At 63.2% G+C, this 24,933-nt stretch carries 25 protein-coding genes; 8 read left to right on the top strand and 17 right to left on the bottom strand.

Translation table 11 applies throughout. The annotated features are described in order from the left end of the window. Positions 1 to 18: 18 nt before the first annotated feature. Positions 19 to 1,695, bottom strand: a complete 1,677-nt coding sequence (gene leuA, locus LB565_RS11445) for a 2-isopropylmalate synthase (protein WP_411970640.1) — start codon at positions 1,693 to 1,695, stop codon at positions 19 to 21. A 505-nt stretch (positions 1,696 to 2,200) separates the two neighbouring features. Between leuA and LB565_RS11440 the strand changes: the two genes are divergently transcribed. The 3 genes from LB565_RS11440 to LB565_RS11430 all read left to right on the top strand — a co-directional run bounded on the left by LB565_RS11440 (position 2,201) and on the right by LB565_RS11430 (position 4,511). Beyond that, positions 2,201 to 3,352, top strand: a complete 1,152-nt coding sequence (locus tag LB565_RS11440) for an ATP-grasp domain-containing protein (RefSeq protein ID WP_224583921.1) — start codon at positions 2,201 to 2,203, stop codon at positions 3,350 to 3,352. 5 nt (positions 3,353 to 3,357) lie between these two features. Beyond that, entirely contained in the window at positions 3,358 to 4,134 is a 777-nt protein-coding gene (locus LB565_RS11435; protein ID WP_224583920.1) for an esterase family protein, read from the top strand. Positions 4,135 to 4,196: 62 nt separating this feature from the next. After that, entirely contained in the window at positions 4,197 to 4,511 is a 315-nt protein-coding gene (locus tag LB565_RS11430) for a nuclear transport factor 2 family protein (protein ID WP_224583918.1), read from the top strand. Between the two features lie 15 nt (positions 4,512 to 4,526). On the opposite strand, the gene LB565_RS11425 is transcribed toward LB565_RS11430, so the two are convergent. From LB565_RS11425 to LB565_RS11395, 7 genes are all read right to left on the bottom strand, one after another. Continuing rightward, the gene (locus LB565_RS11425; protein WP_224583916.1) at positions 4,527 to 5,291 is read right to left on the bottom strand and encodes an SDR family NAD(P)-dependent oxidoreductase; all 765 of its coding nucleotides are present in this window, start codon (positions 5,289 to 5,291) and stop codon (positions 4,527 to 4,529) included. Positions 5,292 to 5,439: 148 nt separating this feature from the next. Then, complete coding sequence (locus LB565_RS11420) at positions 5,440 to 5,646, bottom strand: AbrB family transcriptional regulator (protein ID WP_318012151.1); 207 nt, start codon at positions 5,644 to 5,646, stop codon at positions 5,440 to 5,442. A gap of 12 nt (positions 5,647 to 5,658) precedes the next feature. After that, positions 5,659 to 6,045, bottom strand: coding sequence for a type II toxin-antitoxin system VapC family toxin (locus tag LB565_RS11415; RefSeq protein WP_224583914.1), 387 nt, complete (start codon positions 6,043 to 6,045; stop codon positions 5,659 to 5,661). After that, positions 6,042 to 6,287, bottom strand: a complete 246-nt coding sequence (locus LB565_RS11410) for a type II toxin-antitoxin system Phd/YefM family antitoxin (protein WP_224583912.1) — start codon at positions 6,285 to 6,287, stop codon at positions 6,042 to 6,044. The genes LB565_RS11415 and LB565_RS11410 overlap by 4 nt, the downstream gene beginning before the upstream one ends. Before the next feature lie 149 nt (positions 6,288 to 6,436). Continuing rightward, positions 6,437 to 6,748 carry a putative quinol monooxygenase gene (locus LB565_RS11405; RefSeq protein ID WP_224583910.1) on the bottom strand — a complete coding sequence of 104 codons (312 nt, stop codon included), beginning with the start codon at positions 6,746 to 6,748 and terminating at the stop codon, positions 6,437 to 6,439. 52 nt (positions 6,749 to 6,800) lie between these two features. Next, on the bottom strand, positions 6,801 to 7,574 hold the full coding sequence (locus LB565_RS11400) for an SDR family NAD(P)-dependent oxidoreductase (RefSeq protein WP_224583907.1): 774 nt from the start codon (positions 7,572 to 7,574) through the stop codon (positions 6,801 to 6,803). Between the two features lie 68 nt (positions 7,575 to 7,642). Further along, on the bottom strand, positions 7,643 to 8,077 hold the full coding sequence (locus LB565_RS11395) for a DsrE family protein (protein ID WP_224583905.1): 435 nt from the start codon (positions 8,075 to 8,077) through the stop codon (positions 7,643 to 7,645). Between the two features lie 192 nt (positions 8,078 to 8,269). Between LB565_RS11395 and LB565_RS11390 the strand changes: the two genes are divergently transcribed. Then, positions 8,270 to 9,370: a hypothetical protein gene (locus LB565_RS11390; protein WP_224583904.1), complete on the top strand. Its 1,101-nt coding sequence runs from the start codon at positions 8,270 to 8,272 to the stop codon at positions 9,368 to 9,370. Between the two features lie 113 nt (positions 9,371 to 9,483). On the opposite strand, the gene LB565_RS11385 is transcribed toward LB565_RS11390, so the two are convergent. From LB565_RS11385 to LB565_RS11365, 5 genes are all read right to left on the bottom strand, one after another. After that, positions 9,484 to 10,413, bottom strand: coding sequence for a cation diffusion facilitator family transporter (locus tag LB565_RS11385; protein WP_224583902.1), 930 nt, complete (start codon positions 10,411 to 10,413; stop codon positions 9,484 to 9,486). 31 nt (positions 10,414 to 10,444) lie between these two features. Beyond that, complete coding sequence (locus LB565_RS11380; RefSeq protein ID WP_224583900.1) at positions 10,445 to 12,634, bottom strand: anthranilate synthase; 2,190 nt, start codon at positions 12,632 to 12,634, stop codon at positions 10,445 to 10,447. 235 nt (positions 12,635 to 12,869) lie between these two features. Continuing rightward, positions 12,870 to 13,925 carry a succinylglutamate desuccinylase/aspartoacylase family protein gene (locus LB565_RS11375; RefSeq protein ID WP_224583897.1) on the bottom strand — a complete coding sequence of 352 codons (1,056 nt, stop codon included), beginning with the start codon at positions 13,923 to 13,925 and terminating at the stop codon, positions 12,870 to 12,872. 189 nt (positions 13,926 to 14,114) lie between these two features. After that, a complete protein-coding gene (locus tag LB565_RS11370; protein ID WP_224583895.1) occupies positions 14,115 to 15,491 on the bottom strand; it encodes an FAD-containing oxidoreductase in 1,377 nt (458 codons plus the stop codon). Next, on the bottom strand, positions 15,488 to 15,949 hold the full coding sequence (locus tag LB565_RS11365) for a DUF4126 domain-containing protein (protein ID WP_224583893.1): 462 nt from the start codon (positions 15,947 to 15,949) through the stop codon (positions 15,488 to 15,490). The genes LB565_RS11370 and LB565_RS11365 overlap by 4 nt, the downstream gene beginning before the upstream one ends. 132 nt (positions 15,950 to 16,081) lie before the next feature. Here LB565_RS11365 and LB565_RS11360 point away from each other — a divergent pair, with 132 nt between their 5' ends. Then, complete coding sequence (locus LB565_RS11360) at positions 16,082 to 16,639, top strand: sugar O-acetyltransferase (protein WP_224583891.1); 558 nt, start codon at positions 16,082 to 16,084, stop codon at positions 16,637 to 16,639. On the opposite strand, the gene LB565_RS11355 is transcribed toward LB565_RS11360, so the two are convergent. Beyond that, positions 16,626 to 17,612: a helix-turn-helix domain-containing protein gene (locus LB565_RS11355; RefSeq protein WP_224583889.1), complete on the bottom strand. Its 987-nt coding sequence runs from the start codon at positions 17,610 to 17,612 to the stop codon at positions 16,626 to 16,628. The genes LB565_RS11360 and LB565_RS11355 overlap by 14 nt on opposite strands. Before the next feature lie 127 nt (positions 17,613 to 17,739). On the opposite strand from LB565_RS11355, the gene LB565_RS11350 reads away from it, so the two are divergent. The 3 genes from LB565_RS11350 (at position 17,740) to LB565_RS11340 (ending at position 20,079) form a co-directional block, all read left to right on the top strand. Beyond that, positions 17,740 to 18,381: a cysteine hydrolase family protein gene (locus tag LB565_RS11350; protein ID WP_224583886.1), complete on the top strand. Its 642-nt coding sequence runs from the start codon at positions 17,740 to 17,742 to the stop codon at positions 18,379 to 18,381. A 162-nt stretch (positions 18,382 to 18,543) separates the two neighbouring features. Then, positions 18,544 to 18,759, top strand: a complete 216-nt coding sequence (locus tag LB565_RS11345; RefSeq protein WP_140543548.1) for a hypothetical protein — start codon at positions 18,544 to 18,546, stop codon at positions 18,757 to 18,759. A 15-nt stretch (positions 18,760 to 18,774) separates the two neighbouring features. Continuing rightward, positions 18,775 to 20,079, top strand: a complete 1,305-nt coding sequence (locus LB565_RS11340) for a hypothetical protein (RefSeq protein ID WP_224583884.1) — start codon at positions 18,775 to 18,777, stop codon at positions 20,077 to 20,079. 68 nt (positions 20,080 to 20,147) lie between these two features. On the opposite strand, the gene LB565_RS11335 is transcribed toward LB565_RS11340, so the two are convergent. The 3 genes from LB565_RS11335 to LB565_RS11325 form a co-directional block, all read right to left on the bottom strand. After that, positions 20,148 to 21,827 (bottom strand): formate--tetrahydrofolate ligase, encoded by a 1,680-nt coding sequence (locus LB565_RS11335; protein WP_224583883.1) that lies wholly within the window; start codon positions 21,825 to 21,827, stop codon positions 20,148 to 20,150. 308 nt (positions 21,828 to 22,135) lie between these two features. Further along, positions 22,136 to 23,260: a DUF2333 family protein gene (locus LB565_RS11330; protein WP_224583881.1), complete on the bottom strand. Its 1,125-nt coding sequence runs from the start codon at positions 23,258 to 23,260 to the stop codon at positions 22,136 to 22,138. Positions 23,261 to 23,479: 219 nt separating this feature from the next. Next, positions 23,480 to 24,778: a DUF6638 family protein gene (locus tag LB565_RS11325; protein ID WP_224583879.1), complete on the bottom strand. Its 1,299-nt coding sequence runs from the start codon at positions 24,776 to 24,778 to the stop codon at positions 23,480 to 23,482. Positions 24,779 to 24,933 lie beyond the last annotated feature (155 nt).

Genomic DNA, 24,933 nt, shown 5'->3' with positions numbered 1-24,933 from the left:
CTGCATCACTGGATCAGATCAGCCGGCTTTGCGGCCAATAATGCGGTTGGCGGCCGAAACAACGGCCTCCAGCGAAGCGGCGACGATGTTGGTGTTGATGCCGGCGCCGAACAGCTTGCCGCCCGGATGCTCCATTTCGACATAGGAGATCGCCGAGGCGTTGGAGCCGCGCTGCAGGGAATGCTCGGAATAGTCGAGCACCGACATGTCGACACCGACATGGCGCGAGAGCGCATCGACAAAGCCGTCGATCGGGCCGGTGCCCGAGCCGGTGATGGTTACTTCCTTGCCGTTGTCGAGGATCTCCGCCTCCACGATACGCCGGCCCTTCACCTCGGTATCGGGGAAGGTGCGATGGTCGAGGAATTTCAGCCGCGCGCCGGGCTGGTCGACATAGGTTTCGAGGAAACGTTCGTGGATGCGCCTGGCCGGCACTTCCTTGCCTTCCGCATCGGTGATCGCCTGGATCGCCTGGCTGAACTCGATTTGCAGATTGCGCGGCAAATTGAGGCCGTAATCCGCCTGCAGCACATAGGCGATGCCGCCCTTGCCCGACTGCGAATTGATGCGGATGATTGCCTCGTAGGTGCGGCCGACATCGGCCGGATCGATCGGCAGATAGGGCACTTCCCAGATGGGGGTATTGGCCTTCTTCAGAGCTTTCATGCCCTTGTTGATGGCATCCTGATGCGAGCCGGAGAAAGCCGTGTAGACCAGTTCGCCGACATAAGGATGGCGTTCCGGGATCTTCAACTGGTTCGAATATTCGTAGACGTCCTTCATCCGGTTGATGTCGGAGCAGTCCAGTTCCGGATCGACGCCTTGGGTGAACATGTTGAGCGCCAGCGTGACGATATCGACATTGCCGGTGCGTTCGCCATTGCCGAACAGCGTGCCTTCGACGCGGTCGGCGCCGGCCATCAGGCCGAGCTCGGTGGTGGCGATGCCGGTGCCGCGGTCGTTGTGCGGATGCAGCGAGACGATCAGGTTCTCTCTGGCGTCTAGATTGCGGCACATCCACTCGATGCGGTCGGCATAGACATTGGGCGTCGACATCTCGACCGTCGACGGCAGATTGATGATCAGCTTGTTGTCGGCCGTCGGCTTCACGATCTCGGTGACGGCGTTGCAGATCTCCAGCGCGACTTCGAGCTCGGTGCCGGTGAAGCTTTCGGGTGAATATTCGAAGCGGTAGCCGCCGCCGGCCTTGGCGGCCATGTCGGTGATCATCTTGGCGGCGTCGGTGGCGATGCGCTTGATCCCGGCGACGTTCTTCTCGAACACGACGCGGCGCTGCAACTCGCTGGTCGAATTGTAGAAATGCACGATCGGGCGGTGCGCGCCCTTGAGCGCCTCGAAGGTCCGCGTGATCAGCTCGGGACGGCACTGCACCAGCACCTGGAGCGACACGTCGGCGGGCACGCCGCCTTCCTCGATGCACCAGCGGGCAAAGTCGAAATCCGTCTGCGAGGCCGAGGGGAAGCCGATCTCGATCTCCTTGAAGCCCATGTCGAGGAGCAGCGCGAACATGCGCGCCTTGCGTTCATGGCCCATCGGGTCGATCAGCGCCTGGTTGCCGTCGCGCAGGTCGACCGAGCACCAGATCGGCGCCTTGTCGATGATCTTGTTCGGCCAGGTGCGGTCGGTCAGGCCGACTGTCGGGTAGGCTTGGTATTTACGTGATGCATCCGGCATGTGGCCGGCCGCGCGCTTCCGGCTTTCAGCCTCGCCGGCGCGGATTTCTTCTCGTGCGTTCATCGTCGTTTCTCCCGGCGGCCCGCATGCCCGCTTCAGGCGGATGGGTGGCGAGCGTCGCCTCTACCAAAAATTCGTTCGCTTGATGTGACTTTGCCAAAGTCTGGCCAAGGAGCATGCGCCTTAAGCGGCGGTTTCGACCGCCGGGCGCTCCTTCAGCGAACCCGGCGATCGCCGATAAGGCCGAGAAGAAGCAGGGTCGAGGCGAGCGCGCGCGCGGTCTCGCCGGCAAAGCCGGTGCGAGAGGAGGCGACGGAGCGGACGCGCGGGGTCATGGCGGCTCTCTTACAGGAGCGGCCCGCCGGAGGCAAGCGGGACGGAAGGGGCGAATGCGCCGAGCCTGGTCTCTCGTCGCCGGCACTGGCGTCTTCCCCACGGATCGCAAATGCGCCAGACTTGCCTTGAAGGCTTGGCTACCGAGCGAAGCTCCGGGGAGAGGTCGTCCATGAATTTCGTGTTCTTCTCGCCGCATTTTCCGGCCAACGGCGCCGATTTCTGTGACCGGCTGAAGAAGGCCGGCGCCACTGTGCTCGGCATCGGCGATGCGCCTTACGAGACCTTGAACGCCAAGCTGAAGGCGGCGCTGTCGGAATATTACCGGGTCGCCGACATGGAAGATTACGACGCCGTTTTCCGGGCGATGGGGCACTTCATACACAAATGGGGCCGCATCGACCGCTTCGAGTCGCTCAACGAGCATTGGCTGGAGCTCGAAGCCAACATCCGCACCGATTTCAACATCTTCGGCACCAAGGTCGACTTCGTGAAGAATTTGAAGCGGAAGAGCCGCATGCGCGCCTTCTTCCGCAAGAGCGGCGTCGAGACCATCCCGCAGCGCAAATGCTCCGACCGCGCCGGCGCCATGACCTTCATCCGCCGTGTCGGCTACCCGGTTGTGGTCAAGCCGGATTCGGGCTCCGGAGCTTCCAACACTTTCAAGATCTCCAACGCCAAGGAGCTCGACCAGTTCTTCAGGGACAAGCCGGAAGACGTCACCTTTGTCATGGAGCAGTTCATCGAGGGGCTGGTGGTGACCTTCGACGGGCTGGTCAACCGCGACGGCGAGGTGGTGCTTGCGGCGAGCCACCGCTACGATCAGAGCATCATGGAGGCGGTCAACCGCGACCGCCACATGAGCTACACCTGCTTTCCCGAGATCAGCCCGGAGGTCGAGGAGGCGGGCCGCAAGATCCTGAAGGCCTTCGATGTGCGCGAGCGTTTCTTCCACATCGAGCTGTTCGAGACCAGGGACAAGCGCATCATCGCGCTCGAGGTCAATATGCGCCCGCCGGGCGCCATCAACTATACCTTCGACATCGACGTCTATGCCGCCTGGGCCGACATGGTGGTCAAGGACGCGGCCGGCGGCCCTTACAAGGGCAATTATTTCACCGCCTATGCCAGCCGCAAACGCCATATCGACTATTTGCACAGCCATGCGGACGTGCTAGCCGCCCATGGCGACAAGATCGTCCATCACCAGGCCATTGAAGAGGTCTTCAGCCGCGCCATGGGCAATTACGCCTACCAGATGCGTTCGAAGGATCCGAAGGCGCTGCGCCAGGCGGTCGACTATATCCACGCGGAAAAGGCCTGAGCCGGATGGACGTCTCCTACCACAAGGGCCATGCCCGCAATCTCGGCCGCGACATCGAATACAAGCGCTATGGCCATGCCGGGCGTCCGGTGGTGGTGTTTCCGACCTCGCAAGGGCGGTTCTACCAGTTCGAGGATTCGGGCGGGGTTGCAGCACTTGCCGAGTTCATCGACACCGGCCGCATCCAGCTCTTCACGCTGGACGGTATCGATTCGGAATCCTTCTTCGACAAACATGCCGACCCGGCGCAGCGCGTCGCCCGCCACGAAGCCTATTTCCGCTATGTGCGCGAGGAGGCGCTGCCGGAACTGCAGGCGGTTGCCGCCAAGTCGAACGGCGGACGCGCCTTGAAACCATTGTTCTGCGGCTGCTCGATGGGCGGCTACCACTCGTCGAATTTCGTGTTCCGCTTTCCGGAGCTGGCGAGCGGCGTGATCTCGCTGTCCGGCGTCTATTCGGCCCGCGACTTTTTCGGCCGGGCGCTGGAAGGCAATATCTATTTCAACTCGCCGCTCGACTATCTGCCCGGCATCGTCGACCAGAAGCTGCTCGGGCGGCTCAGGACGCTCAGGCTGATCTTCTGCTGCGGCCAGGGCGCCTGGGAAGAGCGCATGCTGGTCGAAACGCGCGAGCTGGAACAGGTGCTGCGCGACAAATCGATTCCTGCCTGGGTCGACTATTGGGGCGGCGACGTCAGCCATGACTGGCCGTGGTGGCATAAGCAGCTTGTGTATTTCTTCGGCCGCTGGCTGGATGACGATCTGATGCACAGGTTGGACTGAGGTTGCGTTGATATTCAGGCGAGGCCGGCCTGACCTGATTTTCAGCTTGAGGACATAGACTAATGACCACACCCGATCCGATCCGTCGCGTTGTCGAAGCGACCAACGCAGCCGATACTGAAGCCTTTCTGGCCACATTCACAGACGATGCTTTCTTGAGCGACTGGGGTCGCGATTTCCATGGCCGCGACGGAGTTGCGCGGTGGAACCAGTCGGACAATATCGGCGTGCAGTCCAATCTTCGCATCATTCGCGTCGCGCAGCGCGACGGCGTCTATCATGCCCGCGTCGCCGTGACCGGCAACGGCTTCAATGGCGAAGGCGACATGGCCTTCACGCTCGACGGCGACCGGATCGCAAGCCTGGTCATCAGCTGAAATCGAAGTTTGCGGTCAATAGGTCGCGCGGCCGCCGGAGAGATCGAAAGTCGCGCCGGTGGTGAAGGAGTTCTCGTCCGACAGCATGAAGGCGACCATGGCGGCCGCCTCCTCGACCTCGACGAAGCGGCCGCGCGGCACTTTGCCGAGCATGTAGGCGACCTGCGCCTCGGTGAGTTGCTCGAGGATACGGGTGCGGGCGGGCGAGGGCGTCAACGCGTTGACGGCGATGTCATGTCCGGCAAGTTCCTTGCCGAGCGACTTGGTCAGCGCCAGCACGCCGGCCTTGGCGGCAGAATAGGCGGCGGCATTCGGGTTGCCTTCCTTGCCGGCCACCGAGGAGATGTTGACGATGCGGCCGTAATTGCGCGCGACCATGCCGGGCACCAGTCGCCGGCAGCAATAGAAGACGCCGTTGAGGTCGATGTCGACGATCTGGCGCCATGCGGCAGGGTCATAGTCCGCCACCGTCGCCGCCGGCCCGGCAATGCCGGCATTGTTGACCAGGAGATCGACGGGGCCGAGCGTTCGCTCGGTCTCGGCGGCGGCGCGATCGACGGCCTCGATCTGCGACTGGTCGCAAAAGATGGCCTCGACGCGGCCGAGCGACGCGAGTTCGGCGGCAGCTTTGCGCATTGCCGTCTGGTCGACGTCCCAGATGGCGACGCTCGCGCCCGACGACAATAGGCGCCGGGCGACCGCAAGGCCGATACCTTGCGCGCCGCCCGTCACCACGGCGATGCGGCCAGACAGGTCGACGGCGTTCTGACGGCGTTCCATGGGCACTCTCCTCCGTTCCCTTAGAGCAATTCAGCATCCTAATTTAATAGGATTGCTGACCTCCTCTGATTTTCTGTTTTTACGCAATTCCGGACGGAAAGCCGCTGAGCATTTTTCCTGGAATTCCTTTGGCATTGGATAGCCCGGATCAGGCCCCGACGTTTCGCGCCACCAGCCTGGCTACGCTTGGCCCAATGAGCAGCACGGCCTGGAAGCGCGCCGACTGCAAGGTCATGATGAAGCATGATGAAGGAGGTGTCGACGTTCTGCGCAGCGGGCGGCGATGATGGGCGACAGTGTCCACGCCGACGGGGCTGGTCGCCAGATAGGCGGTCAGCGGATCGATGTCGAGCAGGCGGCTGGTCCGTCAGAGCTTTCGGATCGGGCCTGGATAGCGGGCCACCACATCATCCACCGTAAGCAAGGTAACGCCTTCCACAATGGCCTGGGCAACGAGGATACGGTCGAACGGGTCCTTGTGGATGGGTGGAAGTCCGTCAATGGCCACGGCATGTTCACTGGTGATGGGTAATTCTTGATAGCCGTTGTCCAGAAGGCCTCGCCGCAGCAAACGCGGATCCACGGTGAAGCCGGCTCTCCCAAGTCCACGTTTGATTGCGACTTCCCAGAGGCTGACGGCACTGAACAGCAGCTCGTTTGACGGATCTTCCATTTCGGCCAGGGCCGGAAGCGGCAGCTGATCCGGCTCACCGGCCGCCCACAACAGTAAGTGGGTGTCGAGCAACAACTTCACGCTTTGAGGCCGAACAGCTGCTCGATCTCATCGCCACCCATGCGATCGAAATCATCGGGCACGGAAAACTGGCCGGCCATGAAGCCAAGCCGTTTTATTTGCGACGCGGCGGGCTGATCGATGGGCACGACCTTGACCAACGGCTTGCCCGCCTTGGCGATGATGAACGGTTCACCTTTGGCGGCCCGGTCGACCAGGCGCGAAAGATTGGTCTTCGCGTTGTGGATGTTTACAGTCTGCACGTTGGCTGCTCCAATCAGACTTAGTCCATTGAACTTAGCCTATCTGCTTGGATATTACAAGCGGTCGGAAATGACCCTAGAGGTGTGCCATCAACAGCGCTGTTGCAGAAAGCCGCGATCTGCGGACGAATGTTGAGACTGCCAGGAGGTCAGCCAGCTTTGTTTGGCGCAGGAAGGCCGAAGCCGCCCACGGGATGGGTCTCGATCTGGAATTCGAAGCCGGCGATGAAGGGACGCGCCTTGGCGATCGCCGCCTGGACTTCCGGCAACTGCAGCGAGGCCTTGTGGCTCGCCTGGTCGGTCCACACTTCGGTGACCCAGATCGCGTCGGCGTCGGCCGGATCGGTGGCGATGATGTAGCTCAGGCAGCCGGGAAGCGCGGCGGTGCTTTCGCGCAGCACCTCCATGACCGCATCGCGCTGGCCGCGCGCCGCCCGCATCTTGCCGATCAGTCCGTACATGCCGTTGCTCTCCCTCCAGGTTGCACGCTGCATCCACTATGCAATCGCCAGCTCACGGCATCAACTGGCCGCCATTCACCTCGATCACCTGGCCGATGATGTAGCCGCTCAACAGATCGGATGACAGGAACAGATAGGCGCCGACGCAATCCTCGGGCGTTCCGGCACGCCCTTGCGGAATGGTGGCGACCATGGCCTTGATCTGCTCGGCGCTCGAATAGCGTTCGTGGAACGGCGTCAGGATCGTGCCGGGCGCCACCGCGTTGACGCGGATGCCGAAGCCGATCAGTTCCTTGGCCATGCCGCGCGTCACGTTGGAGACGAAGGCCTTGGACGACCCGTAGAGGCCGGCGCCGCCGCCGGCGCCGTTGCGGGCGGCGATCGAGGTGGTGTTGATGATGAAGCCGCCCTGCCGCTTCAGCCATGGTATCGCCTTGCGCGAGGCGGTCAGCACCGAGCGCGCATTGAGGTCCATCACCGCGTCGTAATGCGCTTCATCCTGCTCGGCATAGGCGACGCGGCCAAGCATGCCGCCGGCATTGTTGACCAGGCCGTCGAGCCGGCCGAAATGGTTTGCGCTCTCCTCGACGACGCGTTCGACATCGGCAGGTCTCGAAAAGTCACCCTGGACCAGAAACACCTCGCCGCCGTCGTCGCGGATGGATCCGGCCAGGTTCTCGGCGGCCTCGCGGCTCTCATTGTAGTGCAGCGCGACACGGCACTTCTGCGCCGCGTAGGCACGAACAAGTGCTGCGCCTATGCCGGTCGAAGCGCCGGTGACCAGCACCGCCTTTCCGGCAAGATCGGGGATGGCAAGTGTCGTCATGTCGGCTGGCCTCCGGGTTGCCATCCTTCGTAGGCCATTGCCTGCCTGCCGTTCAAGCCCGGTCGCGCTCAGGGCCTGAGATAGAGATAGCCCTGCTGCTGCAGTTCGGCGAGCTTCACGACGCCGCCTTTCTCGGCAAGCTCGAAGCCCGCCAGCAGGTCGGTCAGTGTGATATCCATGCCGTGCAGGGTGTTGCCGCAGGCTTGCGGGACGAGTCCCTGCTGAACAAGGCCGGCAAAGCGGCTGGAAACCGCACCGGAAGCCCCCTTCGACTTGAAGGCGGCCAGAGCCGGACCGTGCACCACAAGCACGATGTCGACATTGCCGCCGGTACCTTCATAGTGGTTCTTGATGTTGCCGAGGACGAAGTTGACCTTGTCGGCGTCGCTGAGGTGATAGGCGACTTTCAGCCTTCCCTCAGGCGTGGCCGCATTTGCACGGCTCAGGCCGAACAGGCCCGCGGCCCCTGCGAGACCGGCACGAAAAATGTCACGGCGCAGCATCCTGTCCTCCCTTGCCTTGCCCGTTCGCACAATTTTGCATGGTCCGGGCGGCGCTCCTAGATTACTGCGTTTCACGGAAACGGCGAAACGCCTATCTCCTTGTTTTTACGCAATTCCAAACGGAAAACTGCTCACACTTTTCCTGGAATTGCTCTAGCATAAAGCCAGTCCTGTCGGCGGGAGGAGGATCACATGGCATCGAGGACCGTTGTGGGGAGGGCCATGACGGGCGCGATGCTTTGCGCCGCCCTTGCCGCTTTTTCCGGCGCGGCGCGCGCCGAACAACCGCCCAAGCTTCCCGAGCTCAGCCCGACCGGCGCCGACGCCTGCTTCGGCCGCGTCTACGACGCTGCCCATCTCAAGGCGCATCCGAACCAGAAGGTGGGGCGTATTTTCTTCTTCTACGGCCATGACCCGGTGAGCCGGCCGAACGAAGAACCTCCCGCCAACCAGGATAATTCCTATAACGGCTTCCTCACCACCACGGTTCGCGGTGCCAGGCAGCCCGAATGGGCGAGCAGTTGGTGCAACAAGGAAGACCCGAGCGACAAGGCAAGCGGCATCCGCTGCGGCATGGATTGCGACCGGACGCTGGCTTCGCTGAAAGTCGACGACAAGGGCAAGCTTCTGCTCTCCGGCCTATCGCCGGACGTCTATCTCGATCCCGACGCGTCGGAGTCGATGAGCAAGGCAGAGTACAACAAGCAGGCGCTAGGCAGTGAGGATGACAATTTCAAGCTGGACCCGATGCCGACCGAGACCTGCAAGGCGGAGTTCGCGCGCATCGACCCGATCGATCCGGCGCTTGGGGACCCGCTGCGCGTGCGGCTGAAGCCCGATCAGCCCTTCTGTTTCGGGCGCGACTACGACGATGCGCATCTGAAGTCGCATCCCAACCAACTGACGCAATCGATCCGCGTTTTCCGCGGACCGATAGAGCTTGCCTCCTTCGCCGCCGGCGGCGATGCCGCGAACTGGCCCGATGGGGCGGATATCGCCGTTTCGGTGACGACGAGGCAGAAGGGGAAAAAGGTCACGCAGACCTATTCCTGCCAGGGCGAGGCCGACCAGTGGCGTTGTTCGGCCAGTTCGAAGATGAGCGACTTTTCCTGCGACATCTCGCAGAAGGAGATTTTCCTCAAGCGGGGCGCCAACGGCACAGTGATGGTCGCGAACCCCAACAATGCGGTGGCAATTGTCGATCTCTGCTCGAAGGCGGCGGATGGCAAGACGAAATCCGACGACAAGGTCTACCGGCTGAACCCCATGCCGCAGTCGGCCTGTGCGCCATGACCAGCGCTTCGTCATTTTAGGGTCTTCGCGACGGAGCTTCGCTCCTGCTCCGCCCTAGAATGACGAAGTTGAGACGCTCCGGCCAATCTCCAACGTCTGCCATGCTGGCACCATCAGGCGAAAGGCACCGCCGTGGTGCCCTTCGGCAGCTTGGCCTCGTCATCCGGCTCGACATGGATGGTGACGCGCACCGAGGGGATCTCCGCCTTCAGCGCATCCTCGATGCGGTCGCAGATGACATGGCTGGCGCCGACGGTCATATCGGCGTCGACGACGAGATGGAACTCGATGAAGGTGGCGCGGCCGGCAATGCGCGTCTTGAGGTCATGCACTTCGAGCGCGCCCTTCGAATTGGCAGAGATGATGTCGCGGATCTGCATGTGCTCCTGGGTGTCGACGGCGCGGTCCATCAACCCGCTCATCGACGAGCCGATCACATGCCAGCCCTGCCACAGGATGTTGAGCGCGACGATGACTGCCAGCGCCGGATCGAGGATCTGCCAGCCGGTCAGCACCGCGCCGACAAGTCCGCCGAGCACACCGACGGACGTCACCACATCGGTCATGATGTGCTGGCCATCGGCCACGAGCGCCGGCGACTTCGCGCTGCGGCCGGTGCGGATTAACGTCCAGGCCCAGATGGCATTGATGACCGTCGCGACGCCGTTGACGGCAAGGCCCTGCCAGGGCTGCTCGAGCGGGGCCGGATGCTGCCATGACTCCCAGACCTCGTTGAGGATCAAGAGCGCCGCGACGACGATCAGCACCCCTTCCAGCACGGCAGAGAAGTATTCGGCCTTGTGATGGCCGAAAGGATGGTCCTGGTCGGCGGGCTTGTAGCTGACCTGGATCGCCCAGAACGCGGCGGCCGAAGCAATCACGTTGACAATCGATTCCGCCGCGTCCGAATAGAGCGCGACCGAGCCGGTGATGTACCAGGCGACAAGCTTGAGGGCGAGCACGACGCCGGCGACGACGATCGACCAGAACGCAAGGCTGGCGACCTTTTGCCTGGCCGCCGCCTTTGCTTCCGCCGTTGTCATCGTCGTTGCCGCATTCATCCCAACGCGCCGCCTAGGCGGCCTTTTCCTTGGCCTTGCGCGGCAGATGCGCGACGATGTTCTCGATGATGCGCATGCCGGCATTGTGACCGAGCGTCATGATCGATTCAGGATGGAACTGCACCGCCGCGATCGGCTCCTTGCGGTGCTCGAAGGCCATGATGATGCCGTCCTCGGTCTCGGCGGTGACCACGAAGCCATCGGGCAGGCGCACCGGGTCGGCGAAGATCGAGTGATAGCGGCCGACGGTCACTTCCTTGGGCAGTCCTGAGAAGATGATGCCGGGCTTCGAAACGCGGATGCGCGACGGCTTGCCATGCATGGGGATGTGCAACTGCCTGAGCTCGCCGCCATAGGCTTCGGCCAGCGCCTGCAGGCCGAGACAGACGCCGAAGATCGGCAGGTCGCGGCTGCGCGCTCGTCGGATGGTGGCGGCGCAGTCGAAATCCTTCGGCGTGCCCGGGCCGGGCGACAGCACGACGAGGTCGGGCCGCAACCGCTCGAAGACCTCCTCCGGCACCGGCGTGCGCACCGTGGAAACATTGGCGCCGGTCTGGCGGAAATAGTTGGCTAGGGTGTGGACGAAGGAGTCCTCATGGTCGACGAGCAGGATGTTGACGCCATCGCCGACGCGCGCGGTGGTGCGCTCGGTCCCGGTGGCGTTGCCGGTCTTGGCGTCGCGGATGGCGGAGAGCATGGCGGATGCCTTCAGTTCGGTTTCGGCTTCTTCTTCCTCGGGCAAGCTGTCGAAGAGCAGCGTGGCGCCGGCACGCACCTCGGCGATGCCGTCCTTGATGCGGATGGTGCGCAAGGTGAGCCCGGTGTTCATGTCGCCGTTGAAATTGACCATGCCGATCGCCCCGCCATACCAGGCGCGCGGGCTCTTCTCGTTCTGCTCGATGAAGCGCATGGCCCACAGTTTCGGCGCGCCGGTGACGGTGACCGCCCAGGCGTGGGACAGGAAGGCGTCGAAGGCGTCCATGCCTTCGCGCAGCCGCCCCTCGATGTGGTCGACGGTGTGGATCAGGCGCGAATACATCTCGATCTGGCGGCGGCCGATGACGCGCACGGAACCCGGCTCGCAGACGCGCGACTTGTCGTTGCGGTCGACGTCCGAGCACATCGTGAGCTCGGACTCGTCCTTCTTCGAGTTGAGCAGCTTCAGGATCTGCTCGCTGTCGGAAATGGCGTCGTCGCCGCGCTTGATGGTGCCAGAGATCGGGCAGGTCTCGACGCGGCGACCGTTGACGCGCACGAACATCTCCGGCGACGCGCCAATCAGATATTCGTTTTCGCCAAGATTGATGAAGAAGGAATAGGGCGAGGGGTTGATCGACTTCAGCTTGCGCGAAATGTCGGAAGGCTGGGTCTCGCAGCGCTCGTAAAACATCTGGCCAGGCACGACCTCGAACAGGTCGCCGCGCTTGAAGCTCTCCATGGCGCGCCGCACCAGGTTGGCGTATTCGCCCGGCTCGTGGTCGCCGCGCGGCGGGATGCGGTCGGCGGTCCTGAACGGCTCGGCGGTGGCGTCGCGGGCCATGCCTTCGGTCGAAAAGCCTTCGCCGGAATAATCATAGCGGTCGGTCCAGGCCTTGGTCGAATAGTGGTCGACGACGAGGATCTCGTCGGGCAGGAACAGCACCAGGTCGCGTTGGCTCCCTCTGCGCTCGAGCTTGTAGTCGACAGGGTCGAACTGGAAGGCGAGATCGTAGCCGAAGGCGCCGTAGAGGCCGAGATTGGCGTCCTCGGCGGTCTTGAACAGGGCGGTGATGGCGCGCAGCACCGTGAACACGGACGGAACGCGGCTGCGCTCCTCCTCGGTGAAGACGCGACCGGGTCTAGCGACATCGAGGCGGATGAGCGTCTTGGAGGTTTCGACGACCGTCACTTCACCGAGTTCGCCAAGCGCTTTGCCGATCACCGGCAGCAACACTTCGCCGCGCTTGTTCAGCGCTTCGATGCGCATCGTGCGTCCCCGCGCGGAAATCACCAGCGGCGGATCGATGATGGCCGTATCCCAGCGCGTGTAGCGGCCCGGATATTCGTAGTTGGAGGAGAACACGGCGCCACGGCGCGAATTCAGGCCGTCGACATAGGCATCGATCGCGCCTTCGTAGGGCCGGTCGTGCCGCTCGCGGGTGATCGTCACGCCGCCCGCGGTGACGAAGCGCTCGGCCCCGTTGTCCAGAACTTTAGTCGTCATTGCCGTCTCCATCAGCGTCTTGGGCAACGGACCTGGGAATGGCGTTAAAAAACAAATGGCCGCCCGGACATTCCGTTGCGGCCACCCTCTTTTTCACGCGCACACGCACGAACAGGCCGCTGTCAGCGAGCCCACCACCAAACGGTCTTGTTCGAACGCATGTTCATGGGGACTCCCATAGCGGCGAATGGAGGTCCATGCAACTGGATTTCACGCCGATGCCGAACGCGCGGCCTCAGTCTTCCAGCGTGCCAGAGCGCGCGTCGCTGCTCCTGGCGTCGCCGGCGAGCTTCAAAAGATCCTCGCCAGCGCGGATGATGCGACGCGAGCGGCGGGTGAGGATGAACCCCGATTGCGGGGCAAACACTTCCGTGCGGCCGCCGGCCTCGCCGGGCGCGTGGACGATCGTCGCCAGCCTGTCGCCTTTCTTGACGCGGTCGCCGGGTTTGACGTCGTAAAGGATCGCGCCGGCTCTGGGCGAAGGCATCATGTCGATATTTTCCAGCGGTACGACCGGTCCGGAAAATTTCTGGAATTTCGGCACGGATGAATCCTGAACGACGCCGCGCGTCACCAGCAGTCGGTAGAGTCCCGCGGCATCCGACGCAGCGAGGGCGGCGTCGACGTCGAGTATGCCGCGATATTCGACCGTGGTGACGGCGCGGCGATCGAAGCGAGCGACGCCCGCAGGCACGTTCTGATAGGGCATGATCGAGGCGCCTTCGAACGTGCCGCTGTTGTCCTCGCTCCACAGCAGGACAGCTTCGGCGCCCATGGCGGCGGCGCAGTCGGCCATATGCGGCCACAGGCTGGTGTGGATGTAGAGATAGGCGAGACCTTCGTCGTCGCAGTGGAGGTCGAGGACGATGTCGTTGCCGAGCGAGAGCTGGACGAGCCGGTTCTTCAACCGGCGATCGGCACCGCCCAGGCTGACATCCGGCAGAAGCCTGGCGTCGGGCGCGGCAAGCAGCGGGAAGGAGCGGTTGAAGTTGGTGCGGGTGCCGAGATTGAAGCGGCCCTGGTGCTCGCCGAAATGATATTGCGCGCGGCCGATCGGGTTGGCCCAAGGCACGATGGTGATCGGACCCTTGATGCGGCCCTCGGCCTCGGCCCTGGCGAGCATCGGCATTAGCGCGTCGATGGCGACGACGCCCGGCAGCTCGCCGGCATGCAGCGCCGCCTGCAGATAGGCGGAAGGAGCCGCGTTGTCCTTGCCCTCGAAACGCAAGACCGGAAATTCATAGGCGACGCCTTCGCTGTCGCCGGCGATGCGTTCGATCGTCTTCTGCATGGGATACTCCGCGTGAAGAGCTTTCACCCATGCATTTTTGCGATCGGGCTGTCGAGTGGTCCAGCCGCGCCGGGCTGTCGGGGCAGGGGTGGCTACGGCGAAGACGCCGAGCCTTGCTACGGCGAAGACGCCGAGCCTTGCTACGGCGAAGGCGCCGAGCCTGACCGCTGCGCCCTTTCCTGGAATTGCTTACTCCAGCGGCTTCAGCTCCTGGGCGATGGTCGGCAGCAGCTCCGAGACGTTGGGGTGGATGTGCATGGCGCGCGCCAGCGTCGATATCGGCGCCTTGGCATACATGAGGTCGAGCACGCAGTGGATCGCCTCGTCGCCGCCCGGTCCGAGCACGGCGCAGCCGAGGATTTCGCCGGTGTCGGCATCGGCCAGAATCTTCATAAAGCCTTGCGTCTCGCCCTTTTCGACCGCGCGGCCGACACGCGTCATCGGCCGCTGTCCGACCAGCGCGCGGCGGCCGGATTTCTTCACGGCGGCTTCCGTCATGCCGCAGCGCCCGAGCGGCGGATCGATATAGAGCGCATAGGCTTCGACGCGGTCGCTGACCTTGCGCGGGTCATTGTCGAGCAGGTTGGCGGCGACGATCTCGAAATCGTTGTAGGAGGTGTGGGTGAAGGCGCCTTTGCCGTTGCAGTCGCCCATCGCCCAGATGCCCGGCACGTTGGTGCGCAACTGGTCGTCGACGACGATATAGCCGCGCTGGTCAACCGCGACGCCGGCCTTGTCGAGGCCGAGATCGTCGGTGTTGGGCGTACGCCCCAGCGCCAGCAGCACATGCGAGCCGACCGCTGGCGGCTTGCCGGCGGCGAAGGTGACGGCGATCCCATTGCCTTGCCTGGCAAAGGCGATGTCGTCCGCGCCGACATGGACGGCGATGCCTTCGTTTTCCAGTATCGATTGGATGGCGGCGGAGGTGTCCTCATCCTCGCGGCCGGTCAGCCGCGGCGCCTTCTCGATCACCGTGACCTCGGAGCCGAAGCGGCGAAACATCTGCGCGAATTCGAGCGAGATATAGCTGCCGCCGACGACGATCAGATGGCCGGGCAGCACATCGAGATCCATCATCGAGGAATTGGTGAGATAGGGCACGTCGTTGACGCCGGGCAGATCGGGCACCGAGGCGCGGCCGCCGGTGTTGAGGAAGATCTTGGGCGCGGTGAGCAGCTCGTTGCCTACGCGCACCGTGTCGGCGGTGACGAAACGCGCATGGTCGCGATAAAGCGTGCAGCCCTTCATGCCGGCGATCCATTTTTCGAGATTGCCGCGGGCGTCGTTGGTGACCTTGTCCTTGCGCGCCTTGATGCGTTTGTAGTCCACGCCGACGGGGCCTGAGAGCGCGACACCGTAGTCGGCGGCGCGGCGGGCGAGATGCGCGGCATAGGCGCTCGCCACCATCGTCTTGGTCGGCATGCAGCCGGTGTTGACGCAGGTGCCGCCGATGAACTTGCGCTCGATCAGCGCGACCTTCATGCCGGCGGCCTCGAGCCGTCCGACAAGCGGCGGGCCGGCCTGGCCGGCGCCGATGACGATGGCGTCGAAACTCTTTGCGCTCATGCGACCGCCGCCACGACGAGCAGCCCGCCGATGATGGCCACCGCATCCTCGATGAAGGCGGCGGGCTGATCCTTGCCGAAGGCGGCGGCGAGCCGGCCGCGTGCTTCGGCGCCGCCCAGCGTGCCGATCACCGCGCCGATCGCGCCTGCGACCAGGCCGCCGATGGTGGCGCCGGCGGTCGCGCCGATCACCGCGCCGCAGAAGGCGCCGACGACGATGCGCGCGCCGAATTGCTGCGGAACCTTCCGGCTCGGCGTCGACGGCAGCTGGTCGGTGACCAGCTCGACGATGGCCAGGATGGTGAAGATGCCGACGGCAATCCAGTGGCCCATGAAGCTCGCCCAGGTGCCTGCGACCGGTAGCCAGCCGAGATAAGAACCCCAGGCGACGGCGGCGGGCGCGGTCATGGCGCGCAGGCCGGCAATGACGCCTATCAGCAGTGCAAGAATGTAAAGCATGATCGACCCTCAAACGAGACCGCCGCATGGTTTCGCAACGGCAGGCTAGCACAAGCCAGGCGTTTGGCTACGGGGCTTTTGTCAGACGATCGATTATGCTTTGGCAGCAGACGAAAACCTGGAGGTGCCACCATGACGACAAGCGAACGCATAAAAATGGCGGCGGGCGAATGGTACACCTGCATCGACAATGAGCTGGAGGCGTTGCGCATCGCCGCGCGCGATGCGGTGTTCGAGCACAACAGCCTGCCGCCCCGGCAGCGCGGCGATATCGCCCCGGCCCTGCAGGCGCTGCTTGGCGGTGCGGGCGAGGGGGCGCGCATTGAGGCGCCGTTCCACTGCGCCTATGGCTTCAACCTGTTCCTCGGCGAGGGCGTCTTCCTCAATGTCGGCTGCACCATCCTCGACACGGCACCCGTGCGCATCGGCAAGGGGACGATGCTCGGGCCCAATGTGCAGATCTACTGCGCCGAGCATCATCGCGAAGCTGCCGGCCGGCTGGCCGGACTGGAGGTCGCCAGGCCCGTGACGATCGGCGACAATGTCTGGATCGGTGGCAGTGCGGTCATCCTCGCCGGCGTCAGCATAGGCGAGGGCACCATCGTCGGCGCGGGCGCTGTGGTGACCCGCGACGTGCCGGCCAATGCGACCGTCGTCGGCAACCCGGCACGGGCCATTACAAGAGGCTGAGTTTGTCTGACGCTTTGGTGCTTCGGGAAAATTCGCGCCGGTACTGCCTCGGCGAGGTTCTGAGCCGCGCGGCAAAATGCTGGCGCAGCGAGGTGGCGCTGCCGAAACCGGCTTCGAAGGCCACGATGTCCATCGATTTGTCCGTCTGTTCCAGCAGCCTTTGCGCCAGCGCGACCCGTTGGTCCGCAAGCCAGTCGCCGAAGCTGGTGCCGGTGGTTTTCTGGAAGCGGCGCGTGAAGGTTCGGCGGGTAAGGCCCGCTGCGTCGGCGACACTGTCCAGGCTGTGGGCTTCGCCGAGCGATGCCCGCACTTCATCGAGGGTCTTGGCGAAGCGGTCGGCGTTCGGCGTCGGCGCAAGCGGGCGCTCGATGAACTGCGCTTGCCCGCCCTGCCGGTGCGGCGAGAGCACGACATGGCGGGCAAGCCGAAGGGCGGCCTCCGCGCCGTAGCGAGCGCGCACGATGTGCAGACAGCAGTCGAGCCCGGCGGCAACGCCGGCCGAGGTGATGATGTCGCCCTCGTCGACATAGAGCACGCCGGCGTCGATCGCGATGTCGGGATGAAGCATGTGCAATCGATCGGTATAGGCCCAGTGGGTGGTCGCCTTGCGTCCGGCGAGCAATCCGGCGCCGGCAATGGCGAAGGTGCCGAGGCACAAGCCCACGATCAAAGCGCCACGCCGATGCGCGCGTTGCAGAGCATCCTTGAACGGCGCGGCCAGCGGATCCTCGAGATCCTTCCAACTCGGGATGATGACGATGTCGGCCTCGTCGAGCGCCGAAAGCCCATGCGGCACGACGATGCTCAGCCCGGCATCGGTATGAATGGTTCCCTCCTCCATCGCGCAGACGCGGAAGTCGAAGCGCGGCAGCCCAAGCTTGGTTCGATCGGCACCGAACACCAGGCACGGCACAGAGAGATGAAACGGGCTGATGCGGTCGAAAGCGACAGCAGCGATGATCGGGTTCTTCATGGCAGATATCGTTTTGTTGAACGCCGAATGTCCCAATTCTTTCGATCGATGTCAATCGGGCCACTTTCCCGACCTGAAACATCCGCCTAGCTTTGCGCCATCAACCCGGTCGAAAGGAAAAACCGCCATGTCAGCACCAGCCACCCAGCCGCGCCGCGCGCTTGTCGTCGTCGACGTCCAGAACGACTATGATGGCGGCAATCTCGCCATCCAGCATCCGCCCTTCACAGAGACCGTCGTCAATGTTGCGCGCGCCATGGATGCCGCCGCGGCAGCCGGTATTAAGATCGTCGTCGTCAAGCAGATGGCGCCCGAGACCTCGCCGATCTTCGCCAAGGGCAGCCATGGCGGCGAGTTGCATGCCGAGATCGCCAGGCGCGGCCGCGACCACTATGTTGAAAAAACGCTGCCGTCGGCCTTCACCGGCACCGATCTTGAAGACTGGTTGCGCGCCAACGCCATCGATACGATCGCGGTCGTCGGCTACATGACTCATAATTGCGATCTGTCGACCATTATCCATGCGGTGCATATGGGCTTTGCCGTCGAATTCCTTTCGGATGCCAGCGGCTCGGTGCCTTATGCCAACAGCGCCGGCTCTGCATCGGCCGAGGACATACACCGGGTGGTGAGCGTGATTCTGCAGTCGCGTTTCGCGGCGGTGCTGAAGACCGCCGAATGGGTCGATTGCCTGAAGACCGGGAGGCTGCCCGAGCGCGACACGATCTATGCATCGAACCAGCGGGCCTTGCAGCGGAACGCCGCCTAGCTCCCCGCTTTCGAAGGGCAAAGGGGCGCCGCCAGGATGCGGCGCCTTTGCTTTGGCGGCCGATTTCCAGGGCAGAGCGTGAGCCATTTCACGGAAGCCGTTCCGATTTTTTCGGAAAGTCACCGCGCATGTGAGTTGCGCGGTTGGCTTTTGGGGGCTGGATTGAAGGCGCGCGTTGCACGAACCTTGGTCGTCCTAGCTCTCGCCGTCGGCGCGGCGCTGCTGCCGTGGCCCGCCTTCGCGCAAGTTCCGCCGCATGCGCCAGGCACGATCTGCTTCACCCAATTCTTCTGGTGCTGGGCGCAACCGCCAGGGCCGGCCGGCTATCCCTGCGGATGCCCGTCGCAATATGGTTTCGTGCAGGGTTATCTGGGCTAGTCGTCGGGGGGCGCGATGACGACATTCCATGATCCTCTTGTCTCCGGGTTGCTTGCCGACGCCAAGCTGGTTGCCGGCTACGGTCGCTATGGCGTGTTCAAGGACAGCGCGCTCTTCGCCGCGATCGGTGACGCGGAAAAACTCAGTGACGCGAGCGCAAGCCAGCCCGAGGTCGTCAAACTTCAAACGGTGCTCAACGACTGCTCCAACACCGTGCCGTTTTCAACCCTGGCTGCGCTGCGCACCGGCTGGTCGCCGGGCGACACGTCGCGCCGGACCGCGCTCGCGACCTATTTCCTCATCGCCCTGTCGGTGACGATGATGATCGTCATCGGCAAGCTGACCTATGTCTACAATAGGGGCGTCTCGATCAACGCGGAGATGCAGGAGATCGACAACAACGATTTCAGCATCCGGTTCGGGCAGTCGATCAGGCAGGTCTGGGCGACCAAGAAGCAATTGAGCTCGGCCGCCGCCCAGCAGGCGTCGGCGACCGATCTGACTCTTCTGAAGGACGCCTATTACAATTCCGTCGACAGTCTGCATTCGCTCGACCAGCGTTTTTCGTCGTTGCTGGTGCGGGCGCAGGGATTCATGACGCAGGAGGCGCCGTTTCCGCTCTGGGGCATGCAATGGGCCTATTGCAAGCTCTCGGCTTCGCCGGGGAAGGCGGGCGCGCCGCTCGATTTCTCGAATCTCAGGCAGATGGCCATAGACCAGTTCTGCAGTCAGCAGGTCGCGCTGGCGCAACAGCAGAGCGGGGCCGAGAACAGCCAGCCGCTCAAGCAGTCGGACTTCGATTGCAGGAACAACGGCAACACTCAAGGCGGCATGCAAGTCGTCAGTTCTACCGGCATGGTCGAAGACGTGAACGCGGATTTCGACGAGGCGACACGCGATCTGCAATGCGAAGGCGTCATCACCATCACGCCGAATTCGATTTCGACGCTGACATTGCAGGCCAAGACGCTGAGCGAGGTCCTCAGCCCCTATGCGCTGTGGATCCTGCCCGCGCTTTACGGCGCGCTTGGCGGCATCATGTTCCACATGCGCATGATCCTGAATCCGCTTCTGCCCAATCCGCCGCTATCCCGGCTCATCCACCGGATCGCGCTCGGCGGGCTTGCCGGTATGATCCTCGCCTGGTTCATGGCGCCCGGCACCAAGCTCGGCGGCGAGGTCACCGGCATAGGCTTCAGCCTGTTCACCTTCGCTTTCCTGTTCGGCTTCAGCCTAGATATCTTCTTTGCCATCCTCGACCAGTTCGTCTCGATGTCGGTCGCCGGCATCAAGAAGTTCGGCTCGCCCACGGTGGCATGAAAGCCGGCGAAGCAAAAAGGGCGCCGCGATGAGACGGCGCCCTTGATCGTTTCCAGCCTGAAGGATGTTTAGAACAGGCCTTCGATCTGACCCTGCTCGTTGAGGAAGATCTTTTCCGAAGACGGGGACTTGGGAAGCCCCGGCATGGTCATGATCTCGCCGCAGATGATGACGACGAAGCCGGCGCCGGCCGAGAGCCGGACCTCGCGGATCGGCACCGTATGGCCGGTCGGCGCGCCGCGCAGGTTCGGGTCGGTCGAGAAGGAGTACTGGGTCTTGGCCATGCAGACCGGCAGGTTGCCGTAGCCGGCCTGTTCCCAGGCATGCAACTGGTCGCGGATCGATTTGTCGGCGATCGCCTCGTCGCCGCGATAGATGCGCTTGACGATGGTGTTGACCTTGTCGAACAGCGGCATGTCGTCGGGATAGAGCGGCGAGAACTGCGAGGCGCCGGATTCGGCGATTTCGACGACTTTCCTGGCGAGGTCCTCGATGCCGGCCGAGCCTTGCGCCCAGTGCTTGCACAGGATCGCCTCGGCGCCCTGCGCCTTGACGAAGTCCTTCATCGCCTGGATCTCGGCTTCGGTATCGGTGGTGAAGTGGTTGATCGCCACCACGGCCGGCACGCCGAACTGCTTCACATTCTCGATGTGGCGGCCGAGGTTGAGGCAGCCCTTCCTGACCGCCTCGATGTTTTCCTTGCCGAGGTCTTCCTTCTTGACCCCGCCATTCATCTTCATGGCGCGCACCGTGGCGACGATGACGGCGGCAGCCGGCTGGAGCCCGGCCTTGCGGCACTTGATGTCGAAGAATTTTTCAGCACCCAGATCCGCGCCGAAGCCGGCTTCGGTGACGACGTAGTCGGCAAGCTTCAGCGCAGTCGTGGTGGCGACGACCGAGTTGCAGCCATGCGCGATGTTGGCGAACGGGCCGCCATGCACGAAGGCCGGGTTGTTCTCCAGCGTCTGCACCAGGTTGGGCTGGATGGCGTCCTTCAAAAGCACGGCCATGGCGCCGTCGGCCTTGAGGTCGCGGGCATAGACCGGCGACTTGTCGCGGCGGTAGGCGACGATGATGTCGCCGAGGCGCTTCTCGAGATCCTTGAGGTCGGTGGCGAGGCACAGGATCGCCATCACTTCGGAAGCCACGGTGATGTCGAAGCCGGCCTCGCGCGGATAGCCGTTGGCGACGCCGCCCAACGAGCAGATGATCTCACGCAGCGCCCGGTCGTTCATGTCCATGACGCGGCGCCAGGCGACGCGGCGGGTATCAATGCCGAGCTCGTTGCCCCAATAGATGTGGTTGTCGATCAGCGCCGAAAGCAGGTTGTGGGCGGTGGTGATGGCGTGGAAGTCACCGGTGAAGTGAAGGTTCATATCATCCATCGGCACGACCTGGGCCAGGCCGCCGCCGGCGGCGCCGCCCTTCATGCCGAAGTTCGGGCCGAGCGAGGCTTCGCGGATGCAGATGATCGCCTTTTTGCCGATGCGGTTGAGGCCATCGCCGAGACCAACCGTGGTGGTCGTCTTGCCTTCGCCGGCCGGGGTCGGGTTAATGGCGGTGACAAGGATCAGCTTGCCGTTTTTGTTGCCCTTTACCGACTTGATGAACTCGGCCGAGACCTTCGCCTTGTCGTGGCCATAGGGTAAGAGATGCTCGTTCGGGATGCCGATCTTGGCGCCGATCTCCTGGATCGGTTTCTTCCTGGCGCCGCGCGCGATCTCGATGTCGGACTTCACTTCGGCCATGACGGCTTTCCTCTGGATTGGACGGTGGAGGGTTTGATCATCTGTGCATGTTCGAAACGCCGCGCGGACGCAAGGGCAAGTTCTAACCCTGTCGCAGCCGCGGCGTCAACTTCCATGCAACTAAGTTTCCTGCAAAGAAAGTACTGCTGTTCCCGTTCCGACCCTGTTCGGGTCTTCGGCCCGGTCGCTTGCGGCGTATAGAAGCCAGAGCGAAGGCCGTTCCGCCGTCTCAAAACAGCCGCTGAATACGCGAAAAGCGACAGAGGCGACGGCGCAAATCCACCATCGCCGTCTTGGCTTGAAACGCGCTACTGCGTCAGCACGTTGCTGATCTCGACCATGTTGGAGCGCACGCGCAGGATGTAGAAGCCCATCGTCGTCAGATGCGTCGGCAACAGCCAGCCATCCTCGCGGCCATTGGCGATGATGAAGGGCTGGATGCGCAGCGCCGAGACGAACTGCTGGTCCATCGTGTCCCACAAATTCTGCAGGTGCTTTTCCTTGATCACGCCCTCGAAGTCGGCCTGGGCGCCTTTCATCAGGCCGTAATAGGCGTAGAGCTGGCCATAGGCGAACCAGAAGCGGTCGTCGGCGCGGGTGTCGAACCAGCCATTGTTGTGGTTTTCGGCACGTTCCTTGAGGATGGCGGATGTCGAGCCGATGTCGCTGGCGATGCGGTCGATATATTGCTTGAGATTGTCGGCGCGGGCGTCGAAGGTCGCCTGGCAAGTGGCGAGACGGGCGTTGAAGGAGCGCAGCTTGCGCACCGCGTCGCGATAATAGCTCGGCGTCGGCGTCTTGGGCCCGAACGGATTCAGGCCGAAATACCAGGTGTACTCATCGAACTGCAGATTGCCGCGCGCGTCCTGGAGATCGGCATCGATCTGCGAGGTCGTGCGCACGCGGCCGAGATTGTCGGCAAGCTCGGTCGCGGTGCGCCGCACCGCCTGGTTGATGCCGCGCTGGAAGGACGCCTTGTTGTCCATCCACGGCGTGTTGTCCCAGTTGATGCCGAACAGGCCGAGCTTGTAGAGGATCATCGACGAGACCCAGGCATTCTGATTGACGTTGAAATCCGTCAGATCGGCGGCGACCTGGGCGATCGCCGAGTTGCCGCAGGTCTTGGCCGTGTCGGTGCCGCTGCCGGCCGAAACCTGCTCGCCGGCGGAAACGCTGCGCTTCTCGAACGTGTAGGTGTCGGGATAGTTCGGGTTGAAATTGTTCCACCACTGGGTGGCGTAGAAGAAATTGGCGTAGAGCCCAATCAGCACCAGGAGGGCAAGGCCGACCACGGCCTTCAGTATCCAGCCACGCTGTCCGTACCAGCGGCTAACCCACATGAACGGCCACAGGATGACGCCGATGGCGAAGCCGATGCCGCGGCCGATCCATTGGAAGATCCGGGTGAAGAAGTTCACGATCGGGTCAAGCATGGCTCTCGTCACCCCCTTAGAGCATTTCACCGTTTCAAGGGAAACGGCGATCTGCCTTATCCCTTTGTTTTGGTGCAATTCCGGGCGGAAAACCGTCCATACTTTTCCTGGAATTGCTCTGGATCAGAATAACGTTTCGTCGAAACGTCATCCTGATCTAACTCTTTGTTGGAGCATGATTTCCCCCGAAAACCGGTTCCCACTTTTCGGAATCATGCTCTAGTCAGTCAAACCGTAAAGGCGCGCGCGGAACGCCGCCTTGTCCTTCAGATATGTGGTTTTCAGAACGTCCACAACATGGCTTCGCCAGGCTTCGCTGAAGCCGTCATAATCCTTGTAGAAGCCGGGCTTGTTGAAGACGTAGCGCGAAACAAAGTCCTGCGGCACGAAATCCGAGATCAGCTGGTTCGTCAGCCAGGCATCGGGGTGATCGGGCTTGGCGCGCACGACCAGGAAGCGCTGGCGCGGCGGCACGTCCTCGATCTTGAGATGGCCGAGTTGGGCGATCTCGCGCTTGGCGGCGTTGAGGAACGGGAAATTGCCGTCACTGGCGATCAGGTCGGCATGGCCGTGGATCCAGGTCTGCAGCCAGACCTTGTCGACATCGGTCAGGTTGCGATTGGGCTCGGCATCGCGGATCAGCGCGCGCACGACCATTTCGGCGCGGTGCTCGAGATAGCCGGAAGTCTCGATCCAGGAGGCGCGCGGCAGGTCGAGGCGGCCGGTGGCGGCCAGGAAGCCGAACACCTTGTCGGCGTCGTTGATCGACAGATAGCTCACCTGCCAGGGGCGCGAGCGGCGGAAGCCGGGAGCGGCCGGGTCGCTGATCACCGTCGTCATATCCCGGTCGACGAAGACATAGAGACCGCCGAAATGGCTGGTCCAGTAGGCGTTGTGGCGGAAGATCACCTGGTCCGGCACCAGCGCGTTCTCGCGGATGTCGCCGCAGACCTTGGCAAGATCGACCATACGCTGGAGCATGGCATTGTCGCGCCAGACGTCGGGCTCCTGCTTCAGCCGGTCGACCAACTTGCCGAGCTCGGCCGCCTTGCCCAGCACGTCCTCGGCCGACAGCACCTTGAACTCGACCTGGTTGATCGACAGCAGGTCCTCGATATCGTTGACCTTGGGAACCGAGTCCTCGATCTCGCCGTAGATGACGTCCTTGATGGTCAGCGCGTCGATGGCGCGCCGGTTCTTCGACATGAACTCGAACATCAGCTGCGAGGTGTTGGAGAAGGCGGTGTGCACCACCGGCAGGTCGATCTGCGACGGCATCAGGATGATGAAGCGGCGGTTGACCTCATTGGGATCGAGATAGTCATAGTCGCCGCACTCCTCGGCGATTTCGGGCGAGAAGCCGGTGCGGTCGATCTGGAAGCTCTTGAGCCTGGTGGGCTCGAGGCCGAAAGCAGCAAGCGCCTTGTTGTAGCGCTGGATGAGATGCGGCTCGTCCACGGTCAGCAAGCGGCCGTAGATCAGGTCGTTGTCGCGCAGGAGGTCGGGTTTTTTAGTCAATATTCTTCTCCCCGTTCACGGGGAGAAGGTGCCCGAAGGGCGGATGAGGGGCGGCGCAGCCTTCCCTTCTCCCCTTGTGGGCCTGTTGCGTAATTGGCTGGTTGTGATTCTCTGAGAAGGAAGCTCGGAGGGAATCGCAATGGCGGTGAAGCAGA

Source organism: Mesorhizobium sp. CA14 (genome assembly GCF_020165195.1).
Classification (GTDB): Bacteria; Pseudomonadota; Alphaproteobacteria; order Rhizobiales; family Rhizobiaceae; genus Mesorhizobium.
This window is presented reverse-complemented; position numbering and strand designations above follow the sequence as displayed.